Origin of the sequence: Mesorhizobium sp. M1399, from assembly GCF_040317735.1 — a bacterium.
Taxonomy (GTDB): Bacteria; Pseudomonadota; Alphaproteobacteria; order Rhizobiales; family Rhizobiaceae; genus Mesorhizobium.
The window spans coordinates 30,553-55,038 of record NZ_JAMYKZ010000008.1 but is presented as its reverse complement, the minus strand read 5'-3'; the positions used below and the strand labels follow the sequence as shown (position 1 = coordinate 55,038).

Here is a 24,486-nt window from a genome sequence, read left to right as displayed (position 1 = left end):
GAGCAGGACGATTACATCCCCTGCGGGCCGCGGTTCATCGCCGCCACTCCGGTACGGCAGATTTCGACCAACCCGAGCGGCTTCATGATGGCGATAAACTGATCGAGCTTCGAACCCTTACCGGTGATCTCGAAGATGAAATGCTCGGTGTTGGCGTCGATGACGCTGGCGCGGAATGCATCGGCGAGCCTGAGCGCCTCGACGCGGGATTCGCCGGTGCCGGCGACCTTGACCAGCGCGAGCTCCCGCTCCAGTGGCCGCTCCTGTCCGAATTCCTGCGATCGCACAGTGAGATCGACGACACGATGCACCGGCACGATGCGCTCGAGCTGGTGCTTGATCTGCTCCAGCACGTGCGGCGTGCCGCGCGTCACGATGGTGATGCGCGACAGGTGCTTTTCGTGCTCGGTTTCCGAGACCGTCAGGCTCTCGATGTTGTAGCCACGTCCGGAGAACAGGCCGATGACCCGGGCAAGCACGCCCGGCTCGTTGTCGACGAGGACCGAAAGCGTGTGGTTCTCTGGTTTTTCCGTCTCCTTGGCGATGAAATAGGCGGAGCCGGTCGGTTGCAACTGTGCGTTCATGACATGAATCTCGATTTCAAACTTTTGTGCTAATCTGCTGTTTCCGCACAGCTTCCTTGAACCAGGCTACACCAGTTCCCTGCCCTTGGCGTCGATCGCGTTGGCGACAGCTTCGTCGGTCGCCTCATCAGGCAACAGCATCTCGTTATGCGCCTTGCCGGACGGGATCATCGGGAAGCAGTTGGCGAGCGTCGCCACGCGGCAATCGAACAGGACGGGCTTCTTGACCGCGATCATCTCCTTGATGGCGTCATCGAGCTCGTCCGGCTTGTCGCAGCGAATACCGTGGCCGCCATAGGCTTCGGCGAGCTTGACGAAATCCGGCATCGCCTCGGTATAGGAATGCGACAGCCGGTTGCCATGCAGCAGCTGCTGCCATTGCCGCACCATGCCCATGTACTGGTTGTTGAGGATGAAGATCTTGATCGGCGCCTCGTGCTGTACCGCCGCGCTCATCTCCTGCATCGTCATCTGCACCGAAGCGTCGCCGGCGATATCGATGACCAGCGCATCCGGGTGCGCGATCTGCACGCCGAGCGCGGCCGGCAGGCCGTAGCCCATCGTGCCCAGCCCGCCGGAGGTCATCCAGCGGTTCGGCTTCTCGAAATGATAGTGCTGCGCCGCCCACATCTGGTGCTGGCCGACCTCGGTGGTGATGTAGGTGTCGAGGTCTTTGGTCAGCGCATAAAGCCGCTGGACGGCATATTGCGGCATGATCACCTCATGGTTCATCTTGTAGGCGAGTGAATCGCGCGCGCGCCATTTGGCGATCTGCTCCCACCACGGGTGAAGCGCCTTCTTGTCGGCCTTGGCGGTTGCCCGCCACAGTCGCACAAGATCCTCCAGCACACGGCCGACATCGCCGATGATCGGCACGTCGGTATGGACGTTCTTGTTGATCGAAGACGGGTCGATGTCGATGTGGATCTTCTTCGAATTCGGCGAAAACGCTGTCAGCCGCCCGGTGATGCGGTCGTCGAAGCGCGCGCCGATGCAGAGCATGACGTCGCAATCGTGCATCGCCATGTTCGCTTCATAGGTGCCGTGCATGCCGAGCATGCCCATCCAGTTCTTGCCCGACGCCGGATAGGCGCCAAGGCCCATCAGCGTCGAGGTGATCGGGAAGCCGGTCAGGTCGACCAGCTCGCGCAGCAGGTGGCTCGCCTCCGGGCCGGAATTGATGACGCCGCCGCCCGAATAGATGATCGGCCTCCTGGCGCCGGCCATCAGCTCGACCGCCGCCTTGATCTTCTCCAGGTCGCCCTGGACCTTCGGCTGGTAGCTGGTGCGCGGCGCCGTCTGCGGCGGGACATAGATGCCCTTGGCGAACTGAACGTCCTTAGGGATGTCGACGACGACCGGACCGGGGCGCCCTGTCGTTGCCACATGGAAGGCCTCGTGGATCGTTGCCGCGAGCTGGTTGACGTCCTTCACCAGCCAGTTGTGCTTGGTGCAGGGCCGCGTGATGCCGACCGTGTCGCACTCCTGGAACGCATCCGAGCCGATCAGAGAGGTCGGCACCTGGCCGGTCAGGCAGACCAGCGGGATCGAATCCATCAGCGCATCCTGCAATGGCGTCACCGCATTGGTGGCGCCCGGCCCGGAGGTCACCAGCATGACGCCGGCCTTGCCGGTCGAGCGCGCATAGCCTTCCGCCGCGTGGCCAGCGCCCTGCTCGTGGCGAACGAGGATGTGCTCGACCTCGTCCTGCTGGAAGATTTCATCGTAGATTGGCAGAACCGCGCCGCCCGGATAGCCGAAAACATGCTTGACGCCATTGTCCTTCAGCGCCTGCACCACCATTTCGGCGCCAGTCATCTCGGTTCTTGGCGTTTCGCGCCGCTCATTCTGTCCACTGCTCATCGGTCTGGTCCCGTACTGTTCGCCATCGGGCGATTGCTGGTCGTTTAGTCGTGTTTCGGGCAATAAAAAAGGCCCCCGAGGGAGCCTGTGTCTTGCGCATGGGAGGTCACCGCCTGGCGGTTACACCGCCTTGCCCACGCGCTTTCCTACGAGAATGAGTGCCGTTTTCATGGTCGCGGACAATAGAATTGGTTTGATGGTGCTGTCAACGGCGAATGTGCGCGGGCCGGATCAGACTGTACCAATGCGCTTCCAGTAGATGAGGGTGCCTGTCAGCCCGCCATGCGGCTTCATCGCATAATCTGGTATTTCGCCGCCCAGCGTGAAGCCGAGCTTTTCATAGAGGCCGGAAGCCCCCTCCTCTTTTGCCGTGTCCAGCACCAACAGCGTGCGGCCTTTCTCCATGGCAACGGCTTCCGCCGCCTCCATCAGGCGGGTTGCGACGCCCTTGCCGCGATAATTGAGGCGGGTCATCAGCTTGGCAATCTCGGCCCGGTGCGGCTGGTTGGGAGGGCAGTCGAGCAGAGGTGACGGTGCGACCAGAGCCTCGCCGTTCCAGGCCCCGAGCACCGCCCTTTCGCCTCTGTTGACCGCCTGAAGCGACTTGTTCCAGAAGGCTGCGGCCATCTCCGGCGCCAAGGGATGCATGAAGCTGACCGAGCCGCCGGCGGCAACCGTGCCGATCAGCAAATCGACCAGCATTTTTTTCGTTCCGGCAGTATTGCTGAGTGGCCTGATTTCGATCGAACTCATGTGGTTTCCCCTGCGCCGCACAGTCAGTCGAAATGACTGGTCCGCTTCCGTTTCCTGGCTCGGCGGATTTCCCCGATGCGCTCGGCGTCTTCCTCTTGCAGATGTCGCCCGCGTTCCAGCAGTTCGAGCGTGTATTCCTCATAAGTCAGGCCCAGCCGCTCGGCCTTGTCCAGCCGCATCAGCATGATCTCGCGGCTCGGCACTTTCCATGCCTGGGCATGGGCGGTCCGCCAGGCAAGAAAGATATAGGGGTCTCCCTTGCCCCAAGGCGGACCGTCGTAGTCGCCGAGCGGCGGACCGCCATGTCGGAGCGTTTCGGACGGCGCGCCATCGTCTCAGCTCCTGGCCAATGCAACCAGATAGTCGGCGGCGCCCGGCCCCGGAGCGTGGAAGACGCAATCGGATGGCGCGCCGAGCGCCAGGCAGTCGCCGGGGTCGAGCCTGTGAATGACGTCGCCCTCGACGAATTCCAGCTGCCCGGAGATCAGCCAGATCTGTTGTCTGATGAAGGCATAGGAGGCCGCCGGGAAGCTCACCTTGGCGCCCGCCGGCAGTTGGACCCGGATCAGTTCGAGCGGCATGTCCGAAACCGGCGAAAGGTGCCGCCGCACATAACCCGTAGACGGATCGCGCCAGACCGGCTGGTCACGTTCGCGAAGCAGGCCACCGCCTTGCGACTCCGCCCTTGCGATCAAAGTGGAAAGCGTCATACCGAACGCGGCCGCAATGCGCACGAGGAGTGCCGCCGTCGGGCTCGTCATGCCGCGCTCGATCGTGCTCAGCATGGCTTTCGAAACATCGGACTGCTCCGCCAATTCCGCCAGGGACCAGCTACGAGCCACCCTTTCGGCATGTATCCTTCTGCCGATAGTCGATGAGATATCGTTCGCTATATTATCCATTCATCCACTATAGCGATATTCCGCGCTCGGGCGACGGCCGTTTCGTCCAGTTTTCGCAAACTCCTTAATGTCCGCTAAACCATCCGGCCTCACCCCACCTTAACCCCGTTCGCCTAGGCTCATTGTTTGGGAAAAGGGGATCGGCCTGTCCATGCTCGTCGAACGCGAAACCTCCATTGGAGAACCGACTTTGCTGGAGCGCCGCAGGGCGGAGCAGAACGACAAGCGGATTCTGGGGAATGTCGTGCAATGCGATGGCGCGCGCGCCACCATCAGCGCCTATGCCGACGATATCGAAGGCACGGTCACCGGCCTATGGAGCGTCGGCAAGATGATCTCGATCAATCTCGGTACATCACGAACCGTCGGCCTGGTCTACGAAATCGGCAAGTCGGATCGTGCCTGGAGCAGCGAGGGCCAGAATCCGATCGAGGTCAGCATCGAATTGATCGGCGAGGTGCGCGACGGCGCCGAACCCGGCGCCAAGCCGGTGTTCGACCGCGGCATCACGACCTATCCGCATATCGGCGCCATTGCCCATCGTATCCGCAGCCGCGACCTGCAGGCCGTCTACGATCTCGCCGGGCGTCACTCGATCACCATCGGTACGCTGTCGCAGGACGAGGCTATCGACGCCAATATTGCCATCGACGATACGCTGGCGCGCCATTTCGCCATTGTCGGCACCACCGGGGTCGGCAAATCGACCGCCGTCTCGCTGCTCTTGCGCAAGTCGATTGCCGCCCGGCCCGACCTGCGCGTGCTGATCCTGGATCCACACAACGAGTTCGCCGCGTCCTTGCCCGAATATTGCTTCAGGGTCGATTCGACGACGCTCGACCTGCCCTTCTGGATGTTCAAACTCGAGGAATTCGCCGAGGTGCTGTTTCGCGGCCGCGAGACGGTGCCGGAAGAGGTCGACGCCTTGCGCGATCTCATTCCCGCGGCCAAGAACCTCTATCGCAATCCGAACACCGGCAACTACCTGCGGCGCAGCACCGACGCGCTGACCGCCGACGCGCCGGTACCCTATCGCATTGCCGACCTCATCAAGCTGGTCGACGAACGCATGGGATTGCTGGAAAGCAAGAACGATCGTCCAACCCTCAGGTCACTGAAGACACGTATCGAATCGGCGGCATCCGATCCGCGCTACCGTTTCATGTTCAACTCGCGCCTGATCGAGGACACCATTCACGAGACGATCGGCAACATTTTCCGCGTGCCGCATCACGGCCGCCCGGTGACCTGCTTCGAAATGGCCGGTATGCCGTCCGAGGTGGTCAATTCCGTATGCTCGGTGCTGGCGCGGCTGGCGTTCGACCTGGCGTTGTGGAGCGAAGGCCGCTTGCGGCTGCTCTTCCTGTGCGAGGAAGCGCATCGCTATATGCCGGCCGATCCCCGCCTCGGTTTCGCGCCGACCCGGCACGCGCTGTCGCGCATCGCCAAGGAAGGCCGCAAATATGGCTGTTATCTCGGTGTCGTCACCCAGCGCCCGGGCGAGCTTGATCCGACCATCCTGTCGCAGTGCTCGACGTTCTTCGCCATGCGGCTCGCCAATGAGCAGGACCAGGCGATCATCCGCTCGGCGATCGCCGATTCCTCGGCTTCGACGCTGGCGTTCCTCTCCTCCATGGGCCAGCGCGAGGCCATCGCCTTCGGAGAAGGCGTGGCGACGACGATGCGGATGAAGTTCGAAAAACTCTCCGAGGATTTGATCCCCGGCACGGCCAAGCGCGAGGACGCCTTGCCCTCCGAAACCGGCAACGATGTCGACCTCGTTGCGATCGTCGAACGGCTGCGCAACGTGCCTAGACCACAACAGGCAATGCCGTTCGCGGAAGTCATTGATCCGGGCCGGCAGGCCGGCGATTCCGACTATCGCAAACCGCCGGCCGTACGTACCCAGCGGGACGAGGATTTCGACTTGCGCTACGGCCTCAAGCCGGCGACCTTCGGCCTGCGTCCCCAGAACGATTGAGCCGAGCGACGTTTAGGCAGACCTCATCGGTGCGTCGGCAACCATCAAAGCTGAACTTCGATGGCTGCCTTGTCTATAACGGACCATACCTGGCGAATTTTCCCTCTCTGAAACTCATAGAATACGTTCTCGGTAAACCAAATTCTCTTCCCGCTTACATCGAGCCCAAGGAACGTTCCCCTTGGGGTGCAGTTGAAGCTTAGCCGGCTCGCTATATAAGGCGGATCGGCAACCAATAGCCGAATGTCGAAGTAAAGGTCCGGAATTTCATCGAAGTCTCTCTCCAACATTTCGAGGTACCCGGATAATCCGAGCGGCCGACCGTTGTGGATCGCTTCATCATGAACAAACTGCCCCAGATTTGGCCAATCCTGCTTGTTCAGACATGCAATATAGCCTCGGTAAAGATCGGAGAGGTCGGATTTGATCACGGCAACACCTCTATCTCCCACAAGCCTTGCAAGGCGCCGTCTCAGCTTATTTGGCGACGTCGGTCTGCGAGCACCGGAAGCACAGAAAACGGCACTAGACGGCCAGCATCACGAATTTAATGACGGGATTCAGGCGCAGACGCGGTTGCGGCCTTGCCTCTTTGCCTCATAGAGCTGGCGGTCGGCGCGGCGATAGAACTCCTCGGCGGTTTCCTTGCGGTCCCAGACGGCAAGCCCGACGCTGGTGGTGATTTTCAGTCGGACATTGCCTGTCAGCACCGACATGCTGGCGATCGCCTTGCGGATGCGCTCGGCGAATTTGGATAGCAGCTCGGCGTCCATATTGGGCGTGACCACCGCGAACTCCTCGCCGCCCAGGCGCGCCACCACGTCGTGATAGCGTGTCATGTCCTTGAGACAGTTGGCGACGGCCCGCAACACCTCGTCGCCGACATCGTGGCCGTGGCTGTCGTTGACCTGCTTGAAGTGGTCGAGATCGAGGATCATCAGCCCGACTGGTTTTTCGATGCGGCGAAACTCCTCGAGATATTCTTTCAGCGCATCGTCGAAATAGCGCCGATTCTGCATGCCGGTGAGGCTGTCGGTCAGCGCCGCATGCTCCAGCGTCTCCGAGCGCGCACTGAGTGAAACTGTCATCGCGCGCAGCTTGCCTTCTTCCGTCGCCTGCTTTCGGATCAGCGGATAGATGAAGAAAATGCCGAAGAACAGCGCAGTCGCCAGCAGCACGCCGATCGCAAACAGCAGCTTGTTGAGATAGACGATTTCATCGAGTTCCGAAGGCGTATTGCTAATGTCGGCCGCCAGGGTTTGCAGGAGTCCATAGGCGTAAAGCGTCACCAGGCCGGCGGCCAGGATCACAAAAATAAAGACGAAAAACGCTGATTCCGCCTTGTGGAAATGCATCTGCTCCCCGTTGAAAAGTTCCTATCGATCTTATGGCATGCGGGAGCTTACGGACAGTTAACCTGGACAACTTCAACGCGAAATGTCCCTTCGATGTCGACTTTTCAGGTTGCGCTCGAAGGAGGGGGTGAGATCACCCAGTTGATCCCCTCACCGGGACGCAACCTGTGCCATTCCGGACCCAATTGGTGCCTGAACCAGGTCGCCTGCCGCTTTGCATATTGCCGCGTCGCGATCTTCGCACGCTCGATAGCCTCGGGAAAACTGATGGCGCCGGCCAGCGCGGCCTGAAGCTCGCGTACACCGATCGCCTTCATCGCCGGCAGGTCGGGATCGAGGCCGAGCGCCGAAAGCTGCTTCACCTCGTCCAATGCCCCTTTGTCCAGCATGCGGTCGAAGCGGGCATCGATCCGCTCCACCAGCGCCGCCCGCTCCGGCTCGATGACGAAAAAGCGCGCGCTGCTCCTGTCGATCAACGGCTGGCCACGCGCGGCCTGCCAGTCCAGGATGGAGCGGCCCGACGCGTCGAGCACCTCCAGCGCCCGCACGATGCGCTGGCCATCCGTCGGCCTCAGCATCATGCCGGCCGCAGAATCCTCGCCCAACAGGATGCGGTGCAATCTCACAGCGCCCTGTTCTTGCAGCTCGTAGCGCCAGCGCTCGCGGATCGACTGCGGAATGTCGGGCATCTCCGAAATACCTTCCGTGAGCGCCCGGAAATAAAGCCCGGTACCGCCGACGAAAATCACTTGCCGCGCCGAAAGCGTGCCGTCGTCGATCAGCTTCATGACATCACGCAGCCAGGCGCCGGTGGAATAGGCGGTGGACGGATCGACGTGTCCATAAAGAAAGTGAGGGACGCGGGCGAGTTCGGCAGCACCCGGCCGCGCCGTCAGCACGTCGAGCACCGAATAGCCTTGCATGGAATCGGTGCTGACGATGACACCGCCATTGCGCTCGGCGAGGTCGAGTGCGAGCGCCGACTTGCCGCTGGCGGTCGGCCCGGCTATCAGGATCGCGTTCTTCACGCGGCCTTCGCCCGCCTGTCCGCTGGAATTTTCGATGCTGATCGCCACGCTTCTATCCCATCCCGCCGGCCGCGCATTGACGCCGACGCTAGCGAATATGGCGTCTGGGTCTGTCGGCGCAAGCGCTGTTCGCTGGCTGGCCGAAGGCATCGCCTGCGAGCTCGATTTGCCGGAGACCGCCGAAGCTTCCGAAATAACGGCCCGCCTGCATGCCGCGCTTGCTTCCGAACCCATCGACGTGGCCGTCCAACCGGCTGAGAACAGGCGCAAGAAGGTCCTGATCGCCGACATGGATTCGACGATGATCGAGCAGGAATGCATCGACGAGCTTGCCGACGAGATCGGCGTCAAGGATCGCGTCGCCGCCATCACGGCGCGATCGATGAACGGTGAGATCGCATTCGAGCCGGCCTTGCGCGAGCGCGTGGCGCTGCTTAAGGGTCTCGATGCCGCAATCATCGACCGCATCATCGACAATCGCCTGACGCTTGCCTCCGGCGGTCGCACGCTCGTCCAGACAATGGCGGCCAACGGCGCGTGGACGGCGCTGATTTCCGGTGGTTTCGACATCTTCACCACCCGCATCGCAGCATTGCTCGGTTTTCACGAAAATCGCGCCAATCGGCTGATCGAGCAGGATCGCCGCTTCACCGGCTTGGTCGCCGAGCCGATCCTCGGCCGCGCCGCCAAGGCCGAAGCCCTTATCGAGATTTCCGCCCGCCTCGGCCTGACGCCTGCCGATGCCATTGCCGTGGGTGACGGCGCCAACGATCTCGACATGATCCGTCTTGCCGGCATCGGCGTCGCCTTGCACGCCAAGCCGGCCGTGGCAGCCGAGGCAAAGATCCGCATCGACCACGGCGACCTCACCGCCTTGCTTTATCTGCAGGGTTATCGCCGGGAGGAATTTGTCGAGTGACGCCGATCCGCACCGAACGCCTGATCCTGCGCAACTGGGAAGATCGTGACCGCGAGCTCTTCCATCGCATCAATTCCGACGAGCGCGTCATGGAATTCTTTCCGTTTCGGCGCGACCGTGCCCAGTCGGATGCCAAGATGGAGGAGTTGCGCGCCGCTATCGATCGCAACGGCTTCGGCTTCGCGGCCGCTGAGATCACAGCCACAGGTGAATGCATCGGCTTCGTCGGCATAACCCGAACCGATCATTTGCCATTCCTGCCGCCCGGCACGATCGAGATCGGCTGGCGGCTGGCACCCGAATTCTGGGGCCGCGGCTATGTCACCGAAGCAGCCGATGCCTGGCTCACCTATGGCTTTGAAAGACTTGGCCTCGACGAAATCGTGTCCTTCGCAGTCAAGGATAACAGCCGGTCCACTGCCGTCATGGAGCGCCTGAACATGATCGCCGACCCGGCCTCCGATTTCGACCATCCCGGCGTTCCGGACAGCCACACCGCACTCAGGCGACATGTCTTCTACAGGCTGTCACGCACAGACTGGCAAGCAAGAAAAAGGGCGGCCCGCTAGCCGCCCTTTTTCTTTTCAAGATCAGAGTGTTACAGGCTCTTCCGGACTCAATCCATCCGGATTGTCACAAACCTCAGCTCGCCGGTCTTCGACGCCAGCATCAAAAGCGCGTTCTTGCGCCCTTGCTCCTTCAGCGCGCCGATCCGGTCCATGACGTCCTTGGGCGTGGCGACCGATTCCTGCGCGATCTCGGTGATCACCTCGCCCGGCTGGATGCCGCGTTCGGCAGCGGCTGAATCCTTGGTGACGTCGGTCACGACGACGCCGGAGACGTCGGCGGCGATGCCGAATTTCGTGCGCGTCTCGTCGTTGAGCTCGCCGATCGTCATGCCAAGCACGGCAGCCGTCGAAACGGCAGGCGCCTTGTCGGCATCGTCCTGGTCGGTGTTGCCGTTTTCACCGCCGCTGGCAAGCTTTTCGCCGTCCTCGAGTCGGCCGAGCGTCACCTTCACGGTCTGCTCGACCCCCTTGCGCACGATGATCACGTCGACCGCCTTGCCGACCGGGCTTTCCGCCACGACGCGCGGCAGGTCGCGCATTTCATGGATGTCCTTGCCGTCGAACTTGATGATGACGTCGCCGGCCTGGATGGTGCCGTTGTCGACCGGTCCGCCCTTGATGACGCCGGCGACCAGCGCGCCCTTGGCGGTCGCCATGCCCAGGCTTTCGGCAATGTCGTCGGTCACCGGCTGGATGCGCACACCGAGCCAGCCGCGCCGCGTCTCGCCGAACTGGCGAAGCTGGTCGACGACGCCCGAGGCGAGCTGCGACGGAATGGAGAAGCCGATGCCGATCGAGCCTCCCGACGGCGAGATGATTGCCGTGTTGATGCCGATGACCTCGCCGCTGCTGTTGAACAGCGGTCCGCCGGAATTGCCGCGGTTGATCGCGGCATCGGTCTGGATGAAGTCGTCATACGGGCCGGAATTGATGTCGCGATTGCGCGCCGAGACGATGCCGACCGTCACCGTGCCGCCGAGACCGAACGGATTGCCGATCGCCATCACCCAGTCGCCGACACGCATCGTATTGGAATCGCCGAACTTCACCGCTGTCAGCTTGTGCCCTTTCGGATCGACCTTCAGCACCGCGACGTCGGTCTTGGTGTCGGTGCCGACCAGCGTCGCCTTGAGCGTCACCCCGTCGGAGAAATTCACCTCGATGTCGTCGGCATCGGCAATGACGTGGTTGTTGGTCACCACGATGCCCTGCTCGGCGTCGACCACGAAGCCGGAGCCCAGCGACTGCACCTTTTGCCCGCCGCCGCCCTTGTCGCCGCCGCGGTTCTTGAAGAAATCGTCGAAGAAGTCCTGGAAGGGTGAGCCTTCCGGGAGCTGCGGCATCGGCACGGCGCCCGGACCCTCCGTGCCCTTCACCGTCTGCGAAGTCGAGATGTTGACCACCGCGCCGAGCAGGCCGGCGGCGAGATCGGCAACCGAGGGTGGCCCGTCGGCTGCCACTGTCGGCATCACGAACGACGGAACGGCAACGGCGCCGACCAGAAGCGCAGCGGCCCCGGCGATGAACGTCCGCCTCGCTGCACGCAGAAGGGTGGTGGATGTCATCGAAAGGCCTCCGGGTGTTCTAAAAAAGCGCTTCGGCAAAAACGCCGCGTCGCGTCATGTTGGCAAGAAATAAGGCACGTTTGCGGCTACGGCTACCGCCAGAGGATAAATCCTCCATTACGCCGGCTTCCCCTGCACCGGCCCTACTGGCCGGTGCCTGGCTGTGCCGCTGGCGCGGCGGGAGCGGGCGGCGCTGGCGGTGGTGCCGCCGGTGCCGCGAGCGTTTCCTTGCTGTTCGGGTCGCGGAAAAAGCGGAAGAACTCGGAATTCGGCGACAGCACCATCGTCGTTCCGGTGCTGTTCAGCGCCGTGCCATAGGCATTCATCGATCGATAGAAATCGAAGAAGGCCGGATCGCGCTGATAGGCCCCGGCAAACGTCGCGCTGCGCTGGGCTTCACCTTCACCACGCAGGATTTCAGACTCTTTTTGCGCTTCGGCGACGATTTCCACCACTTCACGGTCGGCGCGGGCCCTGATCCGCTGCGCTGCCTCATTGCCTCGCGCCCTCAGCCGCTCGGCTTCGGCGAGACGTTCGGCCTTCATGCGGTCGAAGGTCTGCTGCGAGACCTCAGCCGTGAGATCGGTGCGGCGGATGCGGACATCCTCGATCTGCAGGCCAAGCGAGGTGGCGTCGGGCCTCAGTTGATCGCGTACCTCGCGCATCATCACGGCGCGCTCTTCCGAGAGTGCCGCCTCGAAGTCGCGCAGGCCGTAGACGCGGCGCAAGGCGGCGTCGAGACGCGTCCTCAGCCGGGCCTCGGCCAGTTCGATCTGGCCGGAGACCGCGGCGCGAAACACGCGCGGATCCGAGATACGATAGGCGATAAAGGCATCGACCTCATAGAACTTGCCGCCCGAAACCTGGACGCGGATGTTATCGAGGTCGAAGCGCAGGACCCTGTTTTCGATCAGCTGCACGGTGTCGGCATCGAAGAAGGAGAACGGCGCCTTGAAATAGATGCCTGGCTGGTTCTTGACGTCGACGATTTCGCCGAACCTGAGCACCAGCGCCTGCTGCCGCGCATTGACGACGAAGACAGACGAATAGAGCAGGAACAGGATGACCGCGGCGATGACCGCAATGACGGGAAGACGGTTGGCCATCACTGGTTTCCTCCGGCGGCCGGTGCCGGCGCCTTCTGCTGCAATGCGGGCAGCGGCAGGTAGGGAACGACCCCTTGCCCATTGCCTTGCTCGACGATGACCTTGCTCGAATCCTTCAGCACCCTCTCCATTGTTTCCAGGTAAAGCCGCTTGCGCGTCACCTCCGGCGCCTTTGCATATTCGTCATAGACCGAGATGAAGCGCTGCGCCTCGCCTTCGGCCTCCTGCACGACCCGGTTCTTGTAGGCGGCCGCGTCTTCGCGGATCTGCGCGGCAGCGCCGCGCGCCTGGCCGAGCTTCTGGTTGGAATACTGATTGGCCTGCTCGACGAACTTGTCCTCGTCCTGTTCGGCCCGCTGCACCTCGTCGAACGCGTCCGCCACCTCGCGCGGCGGCGCGGCATCCTCGATCGAAATGGCGTTGACGTTGAGGCCGGCCTTGTAGCCGTCCAGCGTCGTCTGGATGATCTCACGCACCGACGCCGCAATTCCTTGCCGGTCGTCGCGGAAAATGTCCTGCGCCGGGCGCCGGCCGACCGCTTCACGCATCGCGCTTTCGGCGACCTGCTGCAGCATGCCGCCGGGGTCGGACACGTCGAACAGATAGGCCTTCGGGTCGGAAACCTGATAGGCCACAGAGAATTGCACGTTGACGATGTTCTGATCGCCGGAAAGCATCAGACCATTGCCGCTGGTGCTGCCGCCACCGATGCTGACAAGCTGCTCGGCGATGTTGGCGGTCTCGACCGTTTCAATGGGCCACCAATGGAAATGCAGGCCAGGCTGCGAGAGTTCCGCCTTCGGCTTGCCGAACCTGAGCTCCACCGCAACTTCGTCGGGCTGCACGGTGTAGACCGCCTTGAACGCCCACAGCACCACCAGCGCCGCAGCAATCAGCCCGAACACCGCCGGGCTCGCGCCACCGCCGCCCGGCAGTGCGCGCCGCAACCTGTCCTGCCCACGCCGGATGATATCCTCGAGATCAGGAGGCGAGCCCTGCGGGCCGCTGGGTCCCTTGGGTCCCTGTCCCCAAGGTCCCTGATTGTTGCCGCCGCCCCACGGGCCGCCGCCGCCGCTCTTGTCGTTCCAGGGCATGAATGTCCTTTCGCTTGGAATTCCCTCAAGCGCCGGCTCACCGGCGCAAAATCCAATATTATTCTTCTATAGGGATGCAACGGCACGCTTTCAACGCGATCGGCTGCCGTCACAGTCCGCCTTTGGGTCCATTTAGACCTGTCGCGACGCTTTGTCGTCTTCAATTCACATCGCGGCGCCGCTCGTAAACCGAATAGCGTGTCGCATGGCTGTCCTTCTCACCGGCCTCAACCTCCTGTGAGTGGACTATCCGCCATAGTGCCGGGTCGATCGGCGGGAAATGGGCGTCGCCGTCGACCGCGGCCAGCACATGGGTGACGTGCAGCCGATCGGCCAGCGGCAGCGCCTGAGCATAGATCTCGCCGCCGCCAATGACGCAGATCTCGTCGGCGCCTGCCATGCAGCGCCCGCGCACCGTCGCCAGCGCGATTGCGTCCTCGATCGAGTGCGCGACTTCTACGCCCTCGGCGCGCCATGCCCTGTCCCGCGTCACCACGATGTTGAGCCTGCCCGGCAACGGCCGGCCGATGCCTTCATAGGTCTTGCGGCCCATGATGATAGGCTTGCCCATCGTATCGGCCTTGAACCGCTTGAGATCGGTGGAAAGCCGCCACGGCAACCCACCCTCGCGCCCGATCACGCCGTTCTCGGCGATGGCGACGTAGATCGCGAGGTCCATCAGCCGCCGTTCCCGCCATCGGATGGCTCCAGCAGCAATATGTCAATGTCGTGCTCGGGGTAGAAGTTCTGCGCCTTCATCTCGAACGTCGTCGGTCCGATCTTCCTGACGTTTTCGCCGCAAAACGAGACCAGGTTCTTCGGATCGCCCTTGTCGACGGTCAGCTTGAACGTGCCGATGTTTCCCGACGCCCAGTTGCCGCCCGTGGTCAGGATATAGGCGATGCGGTTCTCGAAATATTTGGGGTAGCCGTCGGGATCGTCCTTGGCTGCCTTGCGCACGGCATTCTCGAACGTGCCATCCATGCAGTAGCGGGTCTTGTAGGCGGCATACTGGCCCTGGAATTGGCCGTCATAGAAGAAGCTGACCGAGGAGGTGCCGCCGACGCTCGGCTTGTAGCGATGCGAGACATGCACCGCCTTGTTGGCCGGAAAGGTCGAGCGCCACCAATAGGTCGAGCGCAATTGCCAGAACGGCGTATAGACGGTCTTCATGCCCGAACCGTCATCGGCAGTGTCTTCGATGATGATGCCGCGGTTGACCCAGTCGTCGGTGACCGCTTGCGGCAGCTTTGCCAGCGCTGCCTTGGCCGCATCGCCGAATGGATAGAAAGGCACGCCCTGCGCCTCCAGGTCGGCGCCGATGTCGATGGCGAGCGCGAACACCTTCTGCTCGAGCTGCGGCTTTGCCGGCACCCCGTCGATCGTCACTTCGAAGCCGAGGAAATTGTCGCTCTGCGCCTCGGGAATCGCCGGTATTTCTTCGGGGTCGCCTTCGATGTCGGGCATCGGAAAGGCGACGATCGCATCGACATCCTTGTCGGTGTTGTTGCGGAAGACGTAATCGACCGTCACCTTTTCCGGCGAGATGTAGAGATCCTCGCTTTCCATCGCCACCGCATCGCTGCGCGACAGGATCAGCCCACCGGTGCCGAGTTCGGCGACCGAATCATTGGCGAGTGCGGGCGTAGCCGAGAGCGCCAAGGCTGCGGTCAGGACGTAACGGAACATGGAAACTCCCCCGGCGAAAATGCCAACATGACTCTAGCCGTTCAATGTGGCGTTTCAAAGCCTTTCGGCAAACGCGCCGGCGCGTGCCGGCTTGTCGTGTCGGTCTAGACACGCCGGTCTCGATCGGGCAGGAGTTCGCTCATGCGCAAGCTTCTTGTCATCGGCATCGGCGCCGGCAATCCGGAGCACATGACGGTCCAGGCCATCAACGGCCTCAATCGGGCCGACGTGCTGTTCATCCCCGACAAGGGCGCGAAGAAGAACGATCTCGCCGAATTGCGCCGCCAGATCTGCGACCGCTTCGTCATCAATCCGAACTCGCGCCGCGTTGAATTCGATGTGCCGGTGCGCGCCGAGCCGGCGCCTTCCTACCGCTCGACCGTCGACGACTGGCACGAGGCGATCGCCGCGATCTATGAAGGCCTGATTCGCGGCGAACTCCCCGAAGATGGCTGCGGCGCCTTCCTGATCTGGGGCGATCCTTCGCTCTATGACAGCGCGCTGCGTATCCTGGAGCGCGTGCGCCTCAGAGGCAATGTCGCGTTCGAACTGGAGGTCATCCCTGGCATCACCGCCATCCAGGCACTCGCAGCCAGTCACAAAATGGCATTGAACCGCATCGGCGACGCCATTTTGATCACCACCGGCCGCCGGCTCGCCGAGGAAGGTCTGCCCGAAAACGCCGGCAGCACCATCGTCATGCTGGACGGCAAATGCGCCTTCAACACGCTGGCCGACAAGGACGTTAGCGTCCACTGGGGCGCCTATCTCGGCACACCCGACGAGATCATCATCTCGGGCCGGATTGGCGACGTCAGCGACGAGATCGTCAGCACTCGTGAGGAGGCCCGCCGGAAAAAGGGCTGGATCATGGACACCTATCTGCTGCGCAAGCCGGGCGAGCCTGAGGAGTGACAGGGATTGAGCGCGGCATGAATTCCGCCGAGTTCACGCAGCATCGATCTCGGCCTGCAGCGCCTCCATATGCGCCGCCGCTGCTGAAGACGCAGCCCGCTCGATGGCGCGGAAGCGGCTGACCACCGCAAGCCCGACCGACGTCAATTGGGCGCCACCGCCTTTCTTGCCGCCCGTCTGTGCCGCAACCAGCGGCTTGCCGAACACGCGGTTCATGTCCTCGACCAGATCCCAAGCGTGCTTGTAGGACATCTCCATGCCGCGCGCCGCGGCCGAAATCGAGCCGAAGGCAGCGATCTGTTCCAGAAGCTCGATCTTGCCCGGCCCGATGCGGCCATCTGGATCGAGATTTATCCGCAAGCTCAGCGACGGCATTTGCTCCTCCGCGGTCACGCCATTCTACAAGTTCTCCAGCGATACCGCTATTCCAACACGATATAGCGAATCATCGGCCGTTCACCCATCCGCCTCGGCGGGGAGGCCGGCGCCGGTATTTGCCCGGTCGAAGCTCACCGTCTTGACCACCGCGAAGACCTTTCGACCAAGCTGGAGCCCTAGCGTCTGCCGCGACTGTTCAGTGATGCGGGCAAGCACGGTTGCGCCATTGCAGTCGATGCCGATCTCGACCGTAGGCCCTTCGCCCGGCTTTATCGCCATGATCGCGCCCGGGAATATGTTGAGCGCGCTGAGGCCAACCGGCTGCTCGGTGGCGATCATCACGTCGCGGGCGCGGATGCGGACGCGCACCGGCGCACCGACCGGCGTTGCCAGAAGCGGCACACGGATCTCGCCCGCCGCCGAGCCAAGCACGGTCATGCCAAACGCCTCGTCGTGGCGCAGAACCGCGGTATCCAGCACGGCACCGCCCTCGCCGCGCTCTTCGGCCGGCAATAGATCCAGACGCTGCATGATCACTCCGGTTGGACCGGAAGCAGCGACCTTGCCCTGCATCAGTACCACGACGTCGCTCGCCAACCGCGCCACTTCGGCGATCGAGTGGCTGACATAGACGATCGGGATTTTCGTCTCGTCGCGCAGCCGCTCGATATAAGGCAAGATCTCGGCCTTGCGCGCCTCGTCGAGCGACGCCAGCGGCTCGTCCATCAGCAGCAATTTCGGACTGGCAAGCAGCGCCCTGCCGATTGCCACGCGCTGCTTCTCGCCACCGGAGAGTTTTGCCGGCCGCCGGTCGAGCAAATGGCCGATCCCGAGCAGTTCGACCACGCCATTGATATCCGCGTAGCGCTCAGCAGCCGGCGTGAACCAGCGGCCATAGCGCAGATTGCTCGCCACGCTCATATGCGGAAACAGCCGCGCGTCCTGGAACACCATGCCGATCCGCCGCTTGTGCTTCGGCATGAACAAGCCGGCATCGCTATCGACCAGCACACGGCCGTCGGCCGCGATACGGCCTTTGTCCGGGCGGATCAGCCCGGCAATCAGGTTGATCAGCGTCGTCTTTCCGGAGCCGGAAGGCCCGAACAGCGCAGTCAGCCGCCCGGCGCTTTCGAAGCGGGCATTGACGGCGAAATCGCCAAGCCGGTGGCTGATGTCGACCTGAACCGTCATTCGATGTCCATCCGCCGGCCGACGCGTCGCGCCAGCACTTCCGAGGCGACCAGTGCCGCCATCGAGATGACGATCGAGATCAGCGTCAGCCTGAGCGCGCCGGCGTCGCCGCCGGGAACCTGCGTGAAAGTGTAGATCGCCGACGGCAGCGTCTGCGTCTCGTTCGGAATGTTGGAGACGAAGGTGATCGTCGCGCCGAATTCGCCCATCGCCTTGGCGAAGGAGAGGATCGCACCGGCGATCAGGCCGGGCAGGATCAGCGGCAGCGTGATCGTGCCGAACACCCATAATGGATTGGCGCCGAGCGTGCCGGCGGCCGCCTCGATTTTGCGGTCGACCGCTTCGATCGACAGCCGGATCGCCCGCACCATCAGCGGAAAACCCATCACGCCGCAGGCGAGCGCGGCGCCGGTCCAGCGAAAGGAAAAAACGATGCCGAAATGTTCGGCCAGGAAAGCTCCGGCCGGACCGCGCTTGCCGAAAGTCAAAAGCAGCAAATAGCCGGTCACCACCGGCGGGAGGATCAGCGGCAGATGCACCAGCCCGTTGAGCAGCGTCTTGCCCCAGAACTGGCCGCGGGCGAGCACAAGAGCGATCGCTACGCCCGGCGGCAGGCTGGCAATCATCGCCACGGTCGCCACCTTGATGGACAGTCGGACCGCATTCCATTCGTCGGGAGCGAGATCCAGCAGCCAGCTCATGCTCAGGGCCGTTCGTCAGTTGCTCGGCGCAAGCACGGTAAAACCTTGCGCCTTGAAGAGTTCGCCAGCCTTGGCGGATTGCAGGCATTTCAGGAATGCCGGGGTATCCTTGCCCTTCGAATCCGCAAGCTGGGCAACCGGATAGATGATCGGCGGATGTGTATTGTCGGGGAAAGTGCCGACCACCTTCACGCCAGGCTCGGCATGCGCGTCGGTGGCATAGACGATGCCGAGTGCTGCCTCGCCGGTCGACACCAGCTTTAGGGCGGCGCGCACATTCTCGGCCTGCGCCACGTTGCCTTCGACGGAAGACCAGACACCGAGCGATTCGAGCGCCGCCTTGCCGTATTTGCCTGCCGGCACCGCCTTGAAATCGCCCATGGCAAGTTTGCCGTCACCCACGAGCCCGGCAAGATCGAAACCCTTTTCAATCCTGGTTTCAACCTTGGAATCCTGCGGCGCGATCAGCACGATCTGGTTGCCGAGCAATTTCACTTCGGTGTCGGGCTTGGTCAGCTCCTTGTCGGAAAGATATTTCATCCAGTCGAGATCGGCCGAGATGAACACGTCCGCCGGCGCGCCGCTTTCAATCTGCTTGGCCAGCGCCGAGCTCGCCGCGTAGGAAATGGTTGCCGCCTCGCCGACACTGGCCTCGCAGGCCTTGTTGACGGCATCGAGCCCGTCCTTCAGGCTCGCCGCGGCAAACACGACCACCTTGTCATCGGCATGGGCCGCCGGCACCGCGGCCATCAGCATGGCAGCGAGACCCGCGATGGCAATCGTCGTCGAACCTTTGCGCGCCAGCATGAACTCTCCTCGTCTCGGATCGCCCGAAGCCGTCCATCGATATATCCATGTGAACATAACAAGGAAAGCTCTTTACCAGGCGACGGCATTCTGAGCTGCGGTTTTCTCCGCCTGCGATAACCTCCTTTAGATACAGCGGTATCGAGGTCGAAGAAAATATCGCATGGAATCTGTTGCGCGCACCACAGACGTCGGTCGATCAAGATGGATGCTGACAACGTCCGAGGGCGTAGCCGCAGTAGGCAATTTCGATATGCACAGTCAGGTAGGGTGCTAAACCGCGATCGGCGCCTTGATCGTCGCGTCGGCGAAATAGTTGTCGAGCCGGAAATCCTCGAAGCCGAAGGCAAAGAGATCCTTCACCTCGGGATTGATCCATAGCGTCGGCAACGCCTTGGGCGTACGCCGCAATTGTTCGCGCGCCTGCTCGAAATGGTTCGAGTAAAGATGCGCGTCGCCGAGCGTGTGGATGAAATCGCCGGGTTTCAATCCGGTCACCTGCGCCACCATCAGCGTCAGCAACGCATAGGAAGCGATGTTGAAGGGCACACCGAGAAAGATGTCGGCGGAGCGCTGATAGAGCTGGCAGGAAAGCTTGCCTTCCGAAACATAGAACTGGAATAGGCAGTGGCAGGGCGGCAACGCCATGGCCTCTACCTCGGCAGGGTTCCACGCCGAAACGATCAGCCGCCGCGAGTTAGGATTTTTGCGTATCTCCTTCAGAAGATTCGCAATCTGGTCGATGGCGCCGCCATGGCCGTCCGGCCACGAACGCCATTGCTTGCCATAGACCGGGCCGAGATCGCCATTCTCGTCGGCCCACTCATCCCAGATCGAGACGCCGTGATCGTTGAGATATTTGATGTTGGTGTCGCCGGCCAGGAACCACAAAAGCTCATGGATGATCGACTTGAGGTGCAGCTTCTTGGTGGTGGTGACCGGAAAGCCGCGGGCCAGGTCGAAGCGCATCTGGTAGCCGAATATCGAGCGTGTTCCGGTGCCGGTACGGTCGCCGCGATCTGCGCCGTTTTCCAGCACATGCTTCAGAAGGTCGAGATACTGGCGCATCGGCTCCGGTCCGATTCGGGTTGTCAGCCATCATAGCCGAATGACCGTCGGCCGAACACAGCAAAGCGAGACAATTCCAGCAGAAGCCTCGCCAGCATCAGCGGCGAGTTTGTTCAGAGCGAGCCGAGCATGCCCAGATCCTTGGCGACAAGATAATAGAACGTCACCCGGCTCTTGCTGTTGTCGGCCGCCATCGCCTTGCAGGTCTTTTCGATAGCCGCATCCGCCTTGGCGCCGTCGGTGACACCGAGCTTGCCAGCGACCCAGCTGTTCCTGACGCGCTTCAGTTCCTCCGGGTCGGTGCAGGACACCAGCGAGGAATCGCGGTTCCTGAGCGCGATGCCCAGATGCTTGACGATCTTGGCGACCGCGTCGGCATCCGCCGCCGCATCATATTTTTTTACGTCTGCGAGATAATCGGCCATCGAATTTCCCCTCGTCGGCGCCACGGGATCCGGTCGATGAGGATTGTGGCGCGCTGCCGCAACTGTGCGCTGGGTCTCCTCACCGCCACAAAGCTTCGGTTGAGACCGGCTGCAAGTCAACCCCTTGATGATCCACTTTGACACGGACGAAAGTGGCATTCCGGCCTTTCATTTTCCACCGCCAGTCCCTATATTCGCCTCGTCGGCTCGACCGACTATGGTGATAAACAGGCGATGAAATAAGCCGTTCGGACCCGGGGGCGGTACCCGGCGCCTCCACCAAAAACCGCTGCTCAAGAGCGGCTTTTGCTGGGGGCGAAATAGGATCGACGAAGGTGTAAAGATCGTACTTTTGCCCGGCATTGTACCACCGTTATCGGGCTAAACTTATAGTTGCCAACGACAACTATGCGGAAGCACGTCTCGCCGCGTAAGCGGTGCGATAGCTTCAATTCAAGCCCTAGTGGTTCGCACTTCTAGGCGGGGTTCGGAGGTACCTGGCAACAGAAACCTCCATTTCTTCTTTTTTGATATGTGCAGCTGCAGGCCTCGCCGGCTGGGCTTTTTATGCGCCCTGATACGCTCAAGACGCCGCGGCGTTTATACCAGCCCCTGGCTGACCGCGTCGATCGCACCGGCGAATGTTTCACCAGTAGCCTCATCGGGCAACAGCATCTCATTGTGCCCTCTGCCCGTCCGGATCATCGGAAAACAATTGGCGAGCTTGGCAACACGACAGTCGAGGAGCACCGGCCGGTCCACGTCGATCATTTCCTGTATCGCATCGTCAAGGTCGGCTGGTTTGTCACAGCGCAGGCCGACCGCTCCGAACGCCTCGGCCAATTTGACAAAATCGGGCAAGGCCTCGGAATAGGAATGCGCGAGGCGGTTGCCATGAAGGATTTGCTGCCACTGGCGAACCATGCCCATATATCCGTTGTTCAGGATGAATATCTTGATCGGCGCGTCGTACTGGACTGCCGTCGACAGCTCTTTCATGGTCATCTGAACCGACGCGTCGCCGGCGATATCGATGACGAGGCTGTCCGGATGAGCGATCTGCACGCCGAGCGCCGCCGGCAGGCCGTAACCCATCGTCCCCAGGCCGCCCGAACTCATCCAGCGGTTCGGCTTTTCGAAGCCGTAGAATTGGGCCGCCCACATCTGATGCTGGCCGACTTCAGTGGTGATGTATGTGTCGCGATCCTTCGTCAGCTCGTAAAGGCGCTGCACCGCATATTGCGGCATGATCACGTCGTTGTTCATCTCATAGGAGAACGAATTGCATGCGCGCCAGGCGGCGATCTTTCTCCACCAGTCCTGAAGGCGGCTTCCATCCGGTTTCTGAGATAATGCGCGCCATAGACGAACCATGTCACCCAGAACATTGCCGACATCGCCTTGTATGCCGATATCGGCGTGGACGTTCTTGTTGATCGAGGACGGATCTATATCGATATGTATCTTCCTGGAGTTGGGCGAAAAAGCATCCACACGCGAGGTCACGCGGTCATCGAAGCGCGCGCCGATACAGATCATGACGTCGCAATCGTGCATCGCCATGTTCGCCTCATAGGAACCATGCAGACCGACCATCTTGAGCCAGTTCTTGCCGGAGGCGGGGTAAGCTCCAAGGCCCATAAGCGTCGAGGTGACCGGAAAGTCGCTCAGTTGAACCAGCTCCCGGAGCAATGTCGATGCTTTCGGGCCGGAATTGACGATGCCGCCGCCGGCATAAATAACGGGACGGCTGGCATTGGCCATCAGCGCTATCGCCTGGCCGATCTTGTTGATGTCGCCCTGCAGCTTCGGTTGATAATTTTTCAGCGCAGCAACGTCCGAACGCGGCGTGTACATGCCGGACGCAAACAGAACGTCCTTTGGCATGTCGACGAGAACAGGCCCCGGTCGCCCCGACTGGGCGATGTGGAACGCCCTATGGATCGCTGACGCTAAGTCATCGACGTCTTTGACCAAAGAGTTGTGCTTGGTGCAGGATCGCGTGATGCCGATCGTGTCACATTCCTGAAAGGCATCGGAGCCGATCAATGTTGTCGGCACTTGTCCGGACAGACAGACGATCGGCACTGAATCCATCAGTGCGTCCTGCAGGGGCGTCACGGCATTCGTCGTGCCTGGGCCTGACGTGACCAGCATCACGCCGACCTTGCCCGTGGACCGGGCATAACCCTCGGCGGCATGGCCGGCGCCCTGTTCGTGGCGCACAAGGATATGCTTGAGATCGTCCTGCTGGAATATCTCGTCATAGATCGGCAAAATAGCCGCGCCGGGATAGCCGAAAATATGCTCCACACCATTGTCTTTGAGTGCGCGGAGAACGATCTCCGCTCCTGTCATGCGGTTGCTCCTATCCTGAATGGAATTATCGCTTGTCATGGTTCTGTCCCGTAGCGTGATGAGGATGGGTTGACGGGGCATCGCCGAAATCGGGCGTAAGAAGAATTTCGGGCATAAAAAAAGGCCCCGTCAGGAGCCTGTTTGTCGCGCACGGGTGGCTGTCGCCGGATGGTTACACCATCCTGCCCATGCGCTTTCCTACCACTGCAAGAACCATAGCGATCTTCATGATCATCGCTGCTAACACAGAAAATCGCGCATCGTCAACGTCTCAGGCTAAGGCGTCTCAGGCCAAGGCGAAAACCCAAGGGCTTCCCTTCATCGGAATTTCCGATGGCAGCATTCGTATCTTCCCGTTTCCCTTCTCCCCTGCCTTTGTCGAACAAGGCTTCAGTTTCTCGCCGCGTGTCGGTCACGCCCCGCGAGCTACCTGATGGAGAAAAGATGAACCAGGAAACCACACCAACACCCGAACGCATCCTGATCGTTGGCGGCAGTTCCGGCATGGGACTGTCGCTTGCCGAACAGCAGCTTGCTGCCGGCGCCGAGGTTACGATCGTCGGCCGCTCCGAGGACCGGTTGTCGGCCGCACGGCAGCACTTGCCTCACCCGGAAAGGCTGAGGACGATCGCAGCCGACGTCACAAGCGAGGACGAGGTCCAGCGCCTGTTCGAGGACGTCGGTACGCTCGACCACATCGTCTCGACCGCCGCAGACATCATCGGCGTCTATGTGTTGCTTCCCGAGATGGACGTCTCGATAGCGCGGAAAGTGATGGATTCCAAAGTCGTCGCGCCGCTTCTTCTCGCCAAACACGGCGCGCCTCATCTGACGCCCAGGGGGTCGATCACGCTGACCTCGGGCATCGCCGCCTATCGTCCGGCGGCGAAAGGCTCGGTGGTGGCAGCCGTTAATGGGGCCCTTGGCTCACTCGCCTACGCGCTTGCCGTCGAACTGGCGCCGATCCGCGTCAATGTCGTCTCGCCGGGCTGGGTCGACACGCCGATTTGGGATGCCGTCGTCGGCAGCGGAAAGACGGCTGCGCTGGACGCCATGGCAAAGCGTCTGCTCGTCGGCCGGATCGGCCGGGCAGCCGACGTTGCCCAAGCTATCACGTCCCTGATGCATAACGGCTTCATCACCGGAACCGTGCTTCATGTCGATGGTGGCCAGCGATTGGTCTAGTGATGGCCAGACCTCGCGAACCATTGCGAGGAACAGTTGCAAGACCGGCG

At 61.9% G+C, this 24,486-nt stretch carries 24 protein-coding genes, 1 other RNA gene and 1 pseudogene; 6 read left to right on the top strand and 20 right to left on the bottom strand.

All coding sequences use genetic code 11. From position 1 onward, the window contains the following. Positions 1–11 precede the first annotated feature (11 nt). From ilvN to NKH05_RS15310, 5 genes and pseudogenes are all read right to left on the bottom strand, one after another. Positions 12–584, bottom strand: coding sequence for an acetolactate synthase small subunit (gene ilvN / locus NKH05_RS15330; protein ID WP_023720797.1), 573 nt, complete (start codon positions 582–584; stop codon positions 12–14). Positions 585–650: 66 nt separating this feature from the next. After that, positions 651–2,447: an acetolactate synthase 3 large subunit gene (locus tag NKH05_RS15325; RefSeq protein ID WP_352495182.1), complete on the bottom strand. Its 1,797-nt coding sequence runs from the start codon at positions 2,445–2,447 to the stop codon at positions 651–653. A gap of 231 nt (positions 2,448–2,678) precedes the next feature. Further along, entirely contained in the window at positions 2,679–3,200 is a 522-nt protein-coding gene (locus NKH05_RS15320; RefSeq protein WP_352855231.1) for a GNAT family N-acetyltransferase, read from the bottom strand. Positions 3,201–3,223: 23 nt separating this feature from the next. Beyond that, positions 3,224–3,531 (bottom strand): annotated as a pseudogene (locus NKH05_RS15315) (hypothetical protein). Positions 3,532–3,535: 4 nt separating this feature from the next. Beyond that, a complete protein-coding gene (locus NKH05_RS15310) occupies positions 3,536–4,102 on the bottom strand; it encodes a helix-turn-helix domain-containing protein (RefSeq protein ID WP_352855230.1) in 567 nt (188 codons plus the stop codon). 151 nt (positions 4,103–4,253) lie between these two features. On the opposite strand from NKH05_RS15310, the gene NKH05_RS15305 reads away from it, so the two are divergent. Further along, positions 4,254–6,083: an ATP-binding protein gene (locus tag NKH05_RS15305; protein WP_352788453.1), complete on the top strand. Its 1,830-nt coding sequence runs from the start codon at positions 4,254–4,256 to the stop codon at positions 6,081–6,083. Between the two features lie 44 nt (positions 6,084–6,127). On the opposite strand, the gene NKH05_RS15300 is transcribed toward NKH05_RS15305, so the two are convergent. The 3 genes from NKH05_RS15300 to miaA all read right to left on the bottom strand — a co-directional run bounded on the left by NKH05_RS15300 (position 6,128) and on the right by miaA (position 8,514). Further along, on the bottom strand, positions 6,128–6,514 hold the full coding sequence (locus NKH05_RS15300; protein ID WP_023720803.1) for an ester cyclase: 387 nt from the start codon (positions 6,512–6,514) through the stop codon (positions 6,128–6,130). A 129-nt stretch (positions 6,515–6,643) separates the two neighbouring features. After that, the gene (locus tag NKH05_RS15295) at positions 6,644–7,438 is read right to left on the bottom strand and encodes a GGDEF domain-containing protein (RefSeq protein ID WP_023720804.1); all 795 of its coding nucleotides are present in this window, start codon (positions 7,436–7,438) and stop codon (positions 6,644–6,646) included. Between the two features lie 104 nt (positions 7,439–7,542). Then, on the bottom strand, positions 7,543–8,514 hold the full coding sequence (gene miaA, locus NKH05_RS15290; protein WP_353025644.1) for a tRNA (adenosine(37)-N6)-dimethylallyltransferase MiaA: 972 nt from the start codon (positions 8,512–8,514) through the stop codon (positions 7,543–7,545). A gap of 49 nt (positions 8,515–8,563) precedes the next feature. Here miaA and serB point away from each other — a divergent pair, with 49 nt between their 5' ends. Together serB and NKH05_RS15280 are read left to right on the top strand one after the other, a co-directional pair. Continuing rightward, complete coding sequence (serB, locus tag NKH05_RS15285; protein ID WP_352495198.1) at positions 8,564–9,385, top strand: phosphoserine phosphatase SerB; 822 nt, start codon at positions 8,564–8,566, stop codon at positions 9,383–9,385. Beyond that, complete coding sequence (locus tag NKH05_RS15280) at positions 9,382–9,954, top strand: GNAT family N-acetyltransferase (RefSeq protein WP_352639698.1); 573 nt, start codon at positions 9,382–9,384, stop codon at positions 9,952–9,954. Before serB ends, NKH05_RS15280 begins: the two co-directional genes overlap by 4 nt. A 47-nt stretch (positions 9,955–10,001) precedes the next feature. Here the strand turns inward: NKH05_RS15280 and NKH05_RS15275 are convergent, their stop codons facing one another. From NKH05_RS15275 to NKH05_RS15255, 5 genes are all read right to left on the bottom strand, one after another. After that, entirely contained in the window at positions 10,002–11,519 is a 1,518-nt protein-coding gene (locus NKH05_RS15275; RefSeq protein ID WP_353025643.1) for a DegQ family serine endoprotease, read from the bottom strand. 143 nt (positions 11,520–11,662) lie between these two features. Then, the gene (gene hflC, locus NKH05_RS15270; RefSeq protein ID WP_023720808.1) at positions 11,663–12,625 is read right to left on the bottom strand and encodes a protease modulator HflC; all 963 of its coding nucleotides are present in this window, start codon (positions 12,623–12,625) and stop codon (positions 11,663–11,665) included. Continuing rightward, entirely contained in the window at positions 12,625–13,719 is a 1,095-nt protein-coding gene (hflK, locus tag NKH05_RS15265; RefSeq protein ID WP_023720809.1) for an FtsH protease activity modulator HflK, read from the bottom strand. Before hflK ends, hflC begins: the two co-directional genes overlap by 1 nt. A 160-nt stretch (positions 13,720–13,879) precedes the next feature. After that, positions 13,880–14,398: a dihydrofolate reductase gene (locus tag NKH05_RS15260; protein WP_292664361.1), complete on the bottom strand. Its 519-nt coding sequence runs from the start codon at positions 14,396–14,398 to the stop codon at positions 13,880–13,882. Further along, the gene (locus NKH05_RS15255; protein WP_352788458.1) at positions 14,398–15,408 is read right to left on the bottom strand and encodes a DUF4424 domain-containing protein; all 1,011 of its coding nucleotides are present in this window, start codon (positions 15,406–15,408) and stop codon (positions 14,398–14,400) included. The genes NKH05_RS15260 and NKH05_RS15255 overlap by 1 nt, the downstream gene beginning before the upstream one ends. Before the next feature lie 141 nt (positions 15,409–15,549). Here NKH05_RS15255 and cobF point away from each other — a divergent pair, with 141 nt between their 5' ends. After that, entirely contained in the window at positions 15,550–16,323 is a 774-nt protein-coding gene (cobF, locus tag NKH05_RS15250) for a precorrin-6A synthase (deacetylating) (protein WP_023720812.1), read from the top strand. A 33-nt stretch (positions 16,324–16,356) separates the two neighbouring features. On the opposite strand, the gene NKH05_RS15245 is transcribed toward cobF, so the two are convergent. The 6 genes from NKH05_RS15245 to NKH05_RS15220 form a co-directional block, all read right to left on the bottom strand. Beyond that, on the bottom strand, positions 16,357–16,698 hold the full coding sequence (locus NKH05_RS15245; protein WP_023676697.1) for a winged helix-turn-helix domain-containing protein: 342 nt from the start codon (positions 16,696–16,698) through the stop codon (positions 16,357–16,359). An 81-nt stretch (positions 16,699–16,779) separates the two neighbouring features. Beyond that, a complete protein-coding gene (gene modC / locus NKH05_RS15240) occupies positions 16,780–17,892 on the bottom strand; it encodes a molybdenum ABC transporter ATP-binding protein (protein WP_023720813.1) in 1,113 nt (370 codons plus the stop codon). Continuing rightward, on the bottom strand, positions 17,889–18,593 hold the full coding sequence (gene modB / locus NKH05_RS15235) for a molybdate ABC transporter permease subunit (protein WP_352495174.1): 705 nt from the start codon (positions 18,591–18,593) through the stop codon (positions 17,889–17,891). Before modB ends, modC begins: the two co-directional genes overlap by 4 nt. A 15-nt stretch (positions 18,594–18,608) precedes the next feature. Next, positions 18,609–19,400, bottom strand: a complete 792-nt coding sequence (modA, locus tag NKH05_RS15230; RefSeq protein ID WP_031194508.1) for a molybdate ABC transporter substrate-binding protein — start codon at positions 19,398–19,400, stop codon at positions 18,609–18,611. A 273-nt stretch (positions 19,401–19,673) separates the two neighbouring features. Beyond that, positions 19,674–20,468, bottom strand: a complete 795-nt coding sequence (locus NKH05_RS15225; RefSeq protein WP_352482986.1) for a thymidylate synthase — start codon at positions 20,466–20,468, stop codon at positions 19,674–19,676. Positions 20,469–20,581: 113 nt separating this feature from the next. Continuing rightward, on the bottom strand, positions 20,582–20,893 hold the full coding sequence (locus NKH05_RS15220; RefSeq protein ID WP_023676702.1) for a DUF2853 family protein: 312 nt from the start codon (positions 20,891–20,893) through the stop codon (positions 20,582–20,584). 162 nt (positions 20,894–21,055) lie between these two features. On the opposite strand from NKH05_RS15220, the gene ssrA reads away from it, so the two are divergent. Continuing rightward, positions 21,056–21,411: a transfer-messenger RNA gene (gene ssrA, locus NKH05_RS15215) on the top strand. Between the two features lie 82 nt (positions 21,412–21,493). Here the strand turns inward: ssrA and NKH05_RS15210 are convergent. Continuing rightward, entirely contained in the window at positions 21,494–23,290 is a 1,797-nt protein-coding gene (locus NKH05_RS15210; RefSeq protein ID WP_353025641.1) for an acetolactate synthase 3 large subunit, read from the bottom strand. A gap of 405 nt (positions 23,291–23,695) precedes the next feature. Between NKH05_RS15210 and NKH05_RS15205 the strand changes: the two genes are divergently transcribed. After that, positions 23,696–24,436, top strand: a complete 741-nt coding sequence (locus NKH05_RS15205) for an SDR family oxidoreductase (protein ID WP_352482982.1) — start codon at positions 23,696–23,698, stop codon at positions 24,434–24,436. Positions 24,437–24,486: the final 50 nt, after the last annotated feature.

What these genes read in the sequence shown, in the direction of transcription:
- NKH05_RS15275 (WP_353025643.1), bottom strand. Translation starts at nt 11,519, where the DNA reads ATGACATCCACCACCCTTCTGCGTGCAGCGAGGCGGACGTTCATCGCC.
- NKH05_RS15210 (WP_353025641.1), bottom strand. Translation starts at nt 23,290, where the DNA reads ATGACAAGCGATAATTCCATTCAGGATAGGAGCAACCGCATGACAGGA.
- NKH05_RS15295 (WP_023720804.1), bottom strand. Translation starts at nt 7,438, where the DNA reads ATGCATTTCCACAAGGCGGAATCAGCGTTTTTCGTCTTTATTTTTGTG.
- hflK (WP_023720809.1), bottom strand. Translation starts at nt 13,719, where the DNA reads ATGCCCTGGAACGACAAGAGCGGCGGCGGCGGCCCGTGGGGCGGCGGC.
- NKH05_RS15205 (WP_352482982.1), top strand. Translation starts at nt 23,696, where the DNA reads ATGAACCAGGAAACCACACCAACACCCGAACGCATCCTGATCGTTGGC.
- modA (WP_031194508.1), bottom strand. Translation starts at nt 19,400, where the DNA reads ATGCTGGCGCGCAAAGGTTCGACGACGATTGCCATCGCGGGTCTCGCT.
- NKH05_RS15245 (WP_023676697.1), bottom strand. Translation starts at nt 16,698, where the DNA reads ATGCCGTCGCTGAGCTTGCGGATAAATCTCGATCCAGATGGCCGCATC.
- NKH05_RS15225 (WP_352482986.1), bottom strand. Translation starts at nt 20,468, where the DNA reads ATGCGCCAGTATCTCGACCTTCTGAAGCATGTGCTGGAAAACGGCGCA.
- NKH05_RS15305 (WP_352788453.1), top strand. Translation starts at nt 4,254, where the DNA reads ATGCTCGTCGAACGCGAAACCTCCATTGGAGAACCGACTTTGCTGGAG.
- modC (WP_023720813.1), bottom strand. Translation starts at nt 17,892, where the DNA reads ATGACGGTTCAGGTCGACATCAGCCACCGGCTTGGCGATTTCGCCGTC.
- ilvN (WP_023720797.1), bottom strand. Translation starts at nt 584, where the DNA reads ATGAACGCACAGTTGCAACCGACCGGCTCCGCCTATTTCATCGCCAAG.
- NKH05_RS15325 (WP_352495182.1), bottom strand. Translation starts at nt 2,447, where the DNA reads ATGAGCAGTGGACAGAATGAGCGGCGCGAAACGCCAAGAACCGAGATG.
- NKH05_RS15220 (WP_023676702.1), bottom strand. Translation starts at nt 20,893, where the DNA reads ATGGCCGATTATCTCGCAGACGTAAAAAAATATGATGCGGCGGCGGAT.
- NKH05_RS15255 (WP_352788458.1), bottom strand. Translation starts at nt 15,408, where the DNA reads ATGTTCCGTTACGTCCTGACCGCAGCCTTGGCGCTCTCGGCTACGCCC.
- hflC (WP_023720808.1), bottom strand. Translation starts at nt 12,625, where the DNA reads ATGGCCAACCGTCTTCCCGTCATTGCGGTCATCGCCGCGGTCATCCTG.
- serB (WP_352495198.1), top strand. Translation starts at nt 8,564, where the DNA reads ATGGCGTCTGGGTCTGTCGGCGCAAGCGCTGTTCGCTGGCTGGCCGAA.
- NKH05_RS15320 (WP_352855231.1), bottom strand. Translation starts at nt 3,200, where the DNA reads ATGAGTTCGATCGAAATCAGGCCACTCAGCAATACTGCCGGAACGAAA.
- modB (WP_352495174.1), bottom strand. Translation starts at nt 18,593, where the DNA reads ATGAGCTGGCTGCTGGATCTCGCTCCCGACGAATGGAATGCGGTCCGA.
- NKH05_RS15310 (WP_352855230.1), bottom strand. Translation starts at nt 4,102, where the DNA reads ATGGATAATATAGCGAACGATATCTCATCGACTATCGGCAGAAGGATA.
- cobF (WP_023720812.1), top strand. Translation starts at nt 15,550, where the DNA reads ATGCGCAAGCTTCTTGTCATCGGCATCGGCGCCGGCAATCCGGAGCAC.
- NKH05_RS15260 (WP_292664361.1), bottom strand. Translation starts at nt 14,398, where the DNA reads ATGGACCTCGCGATCTACGTCGCCATCGCCGAGAACGGCGTGATCGGG.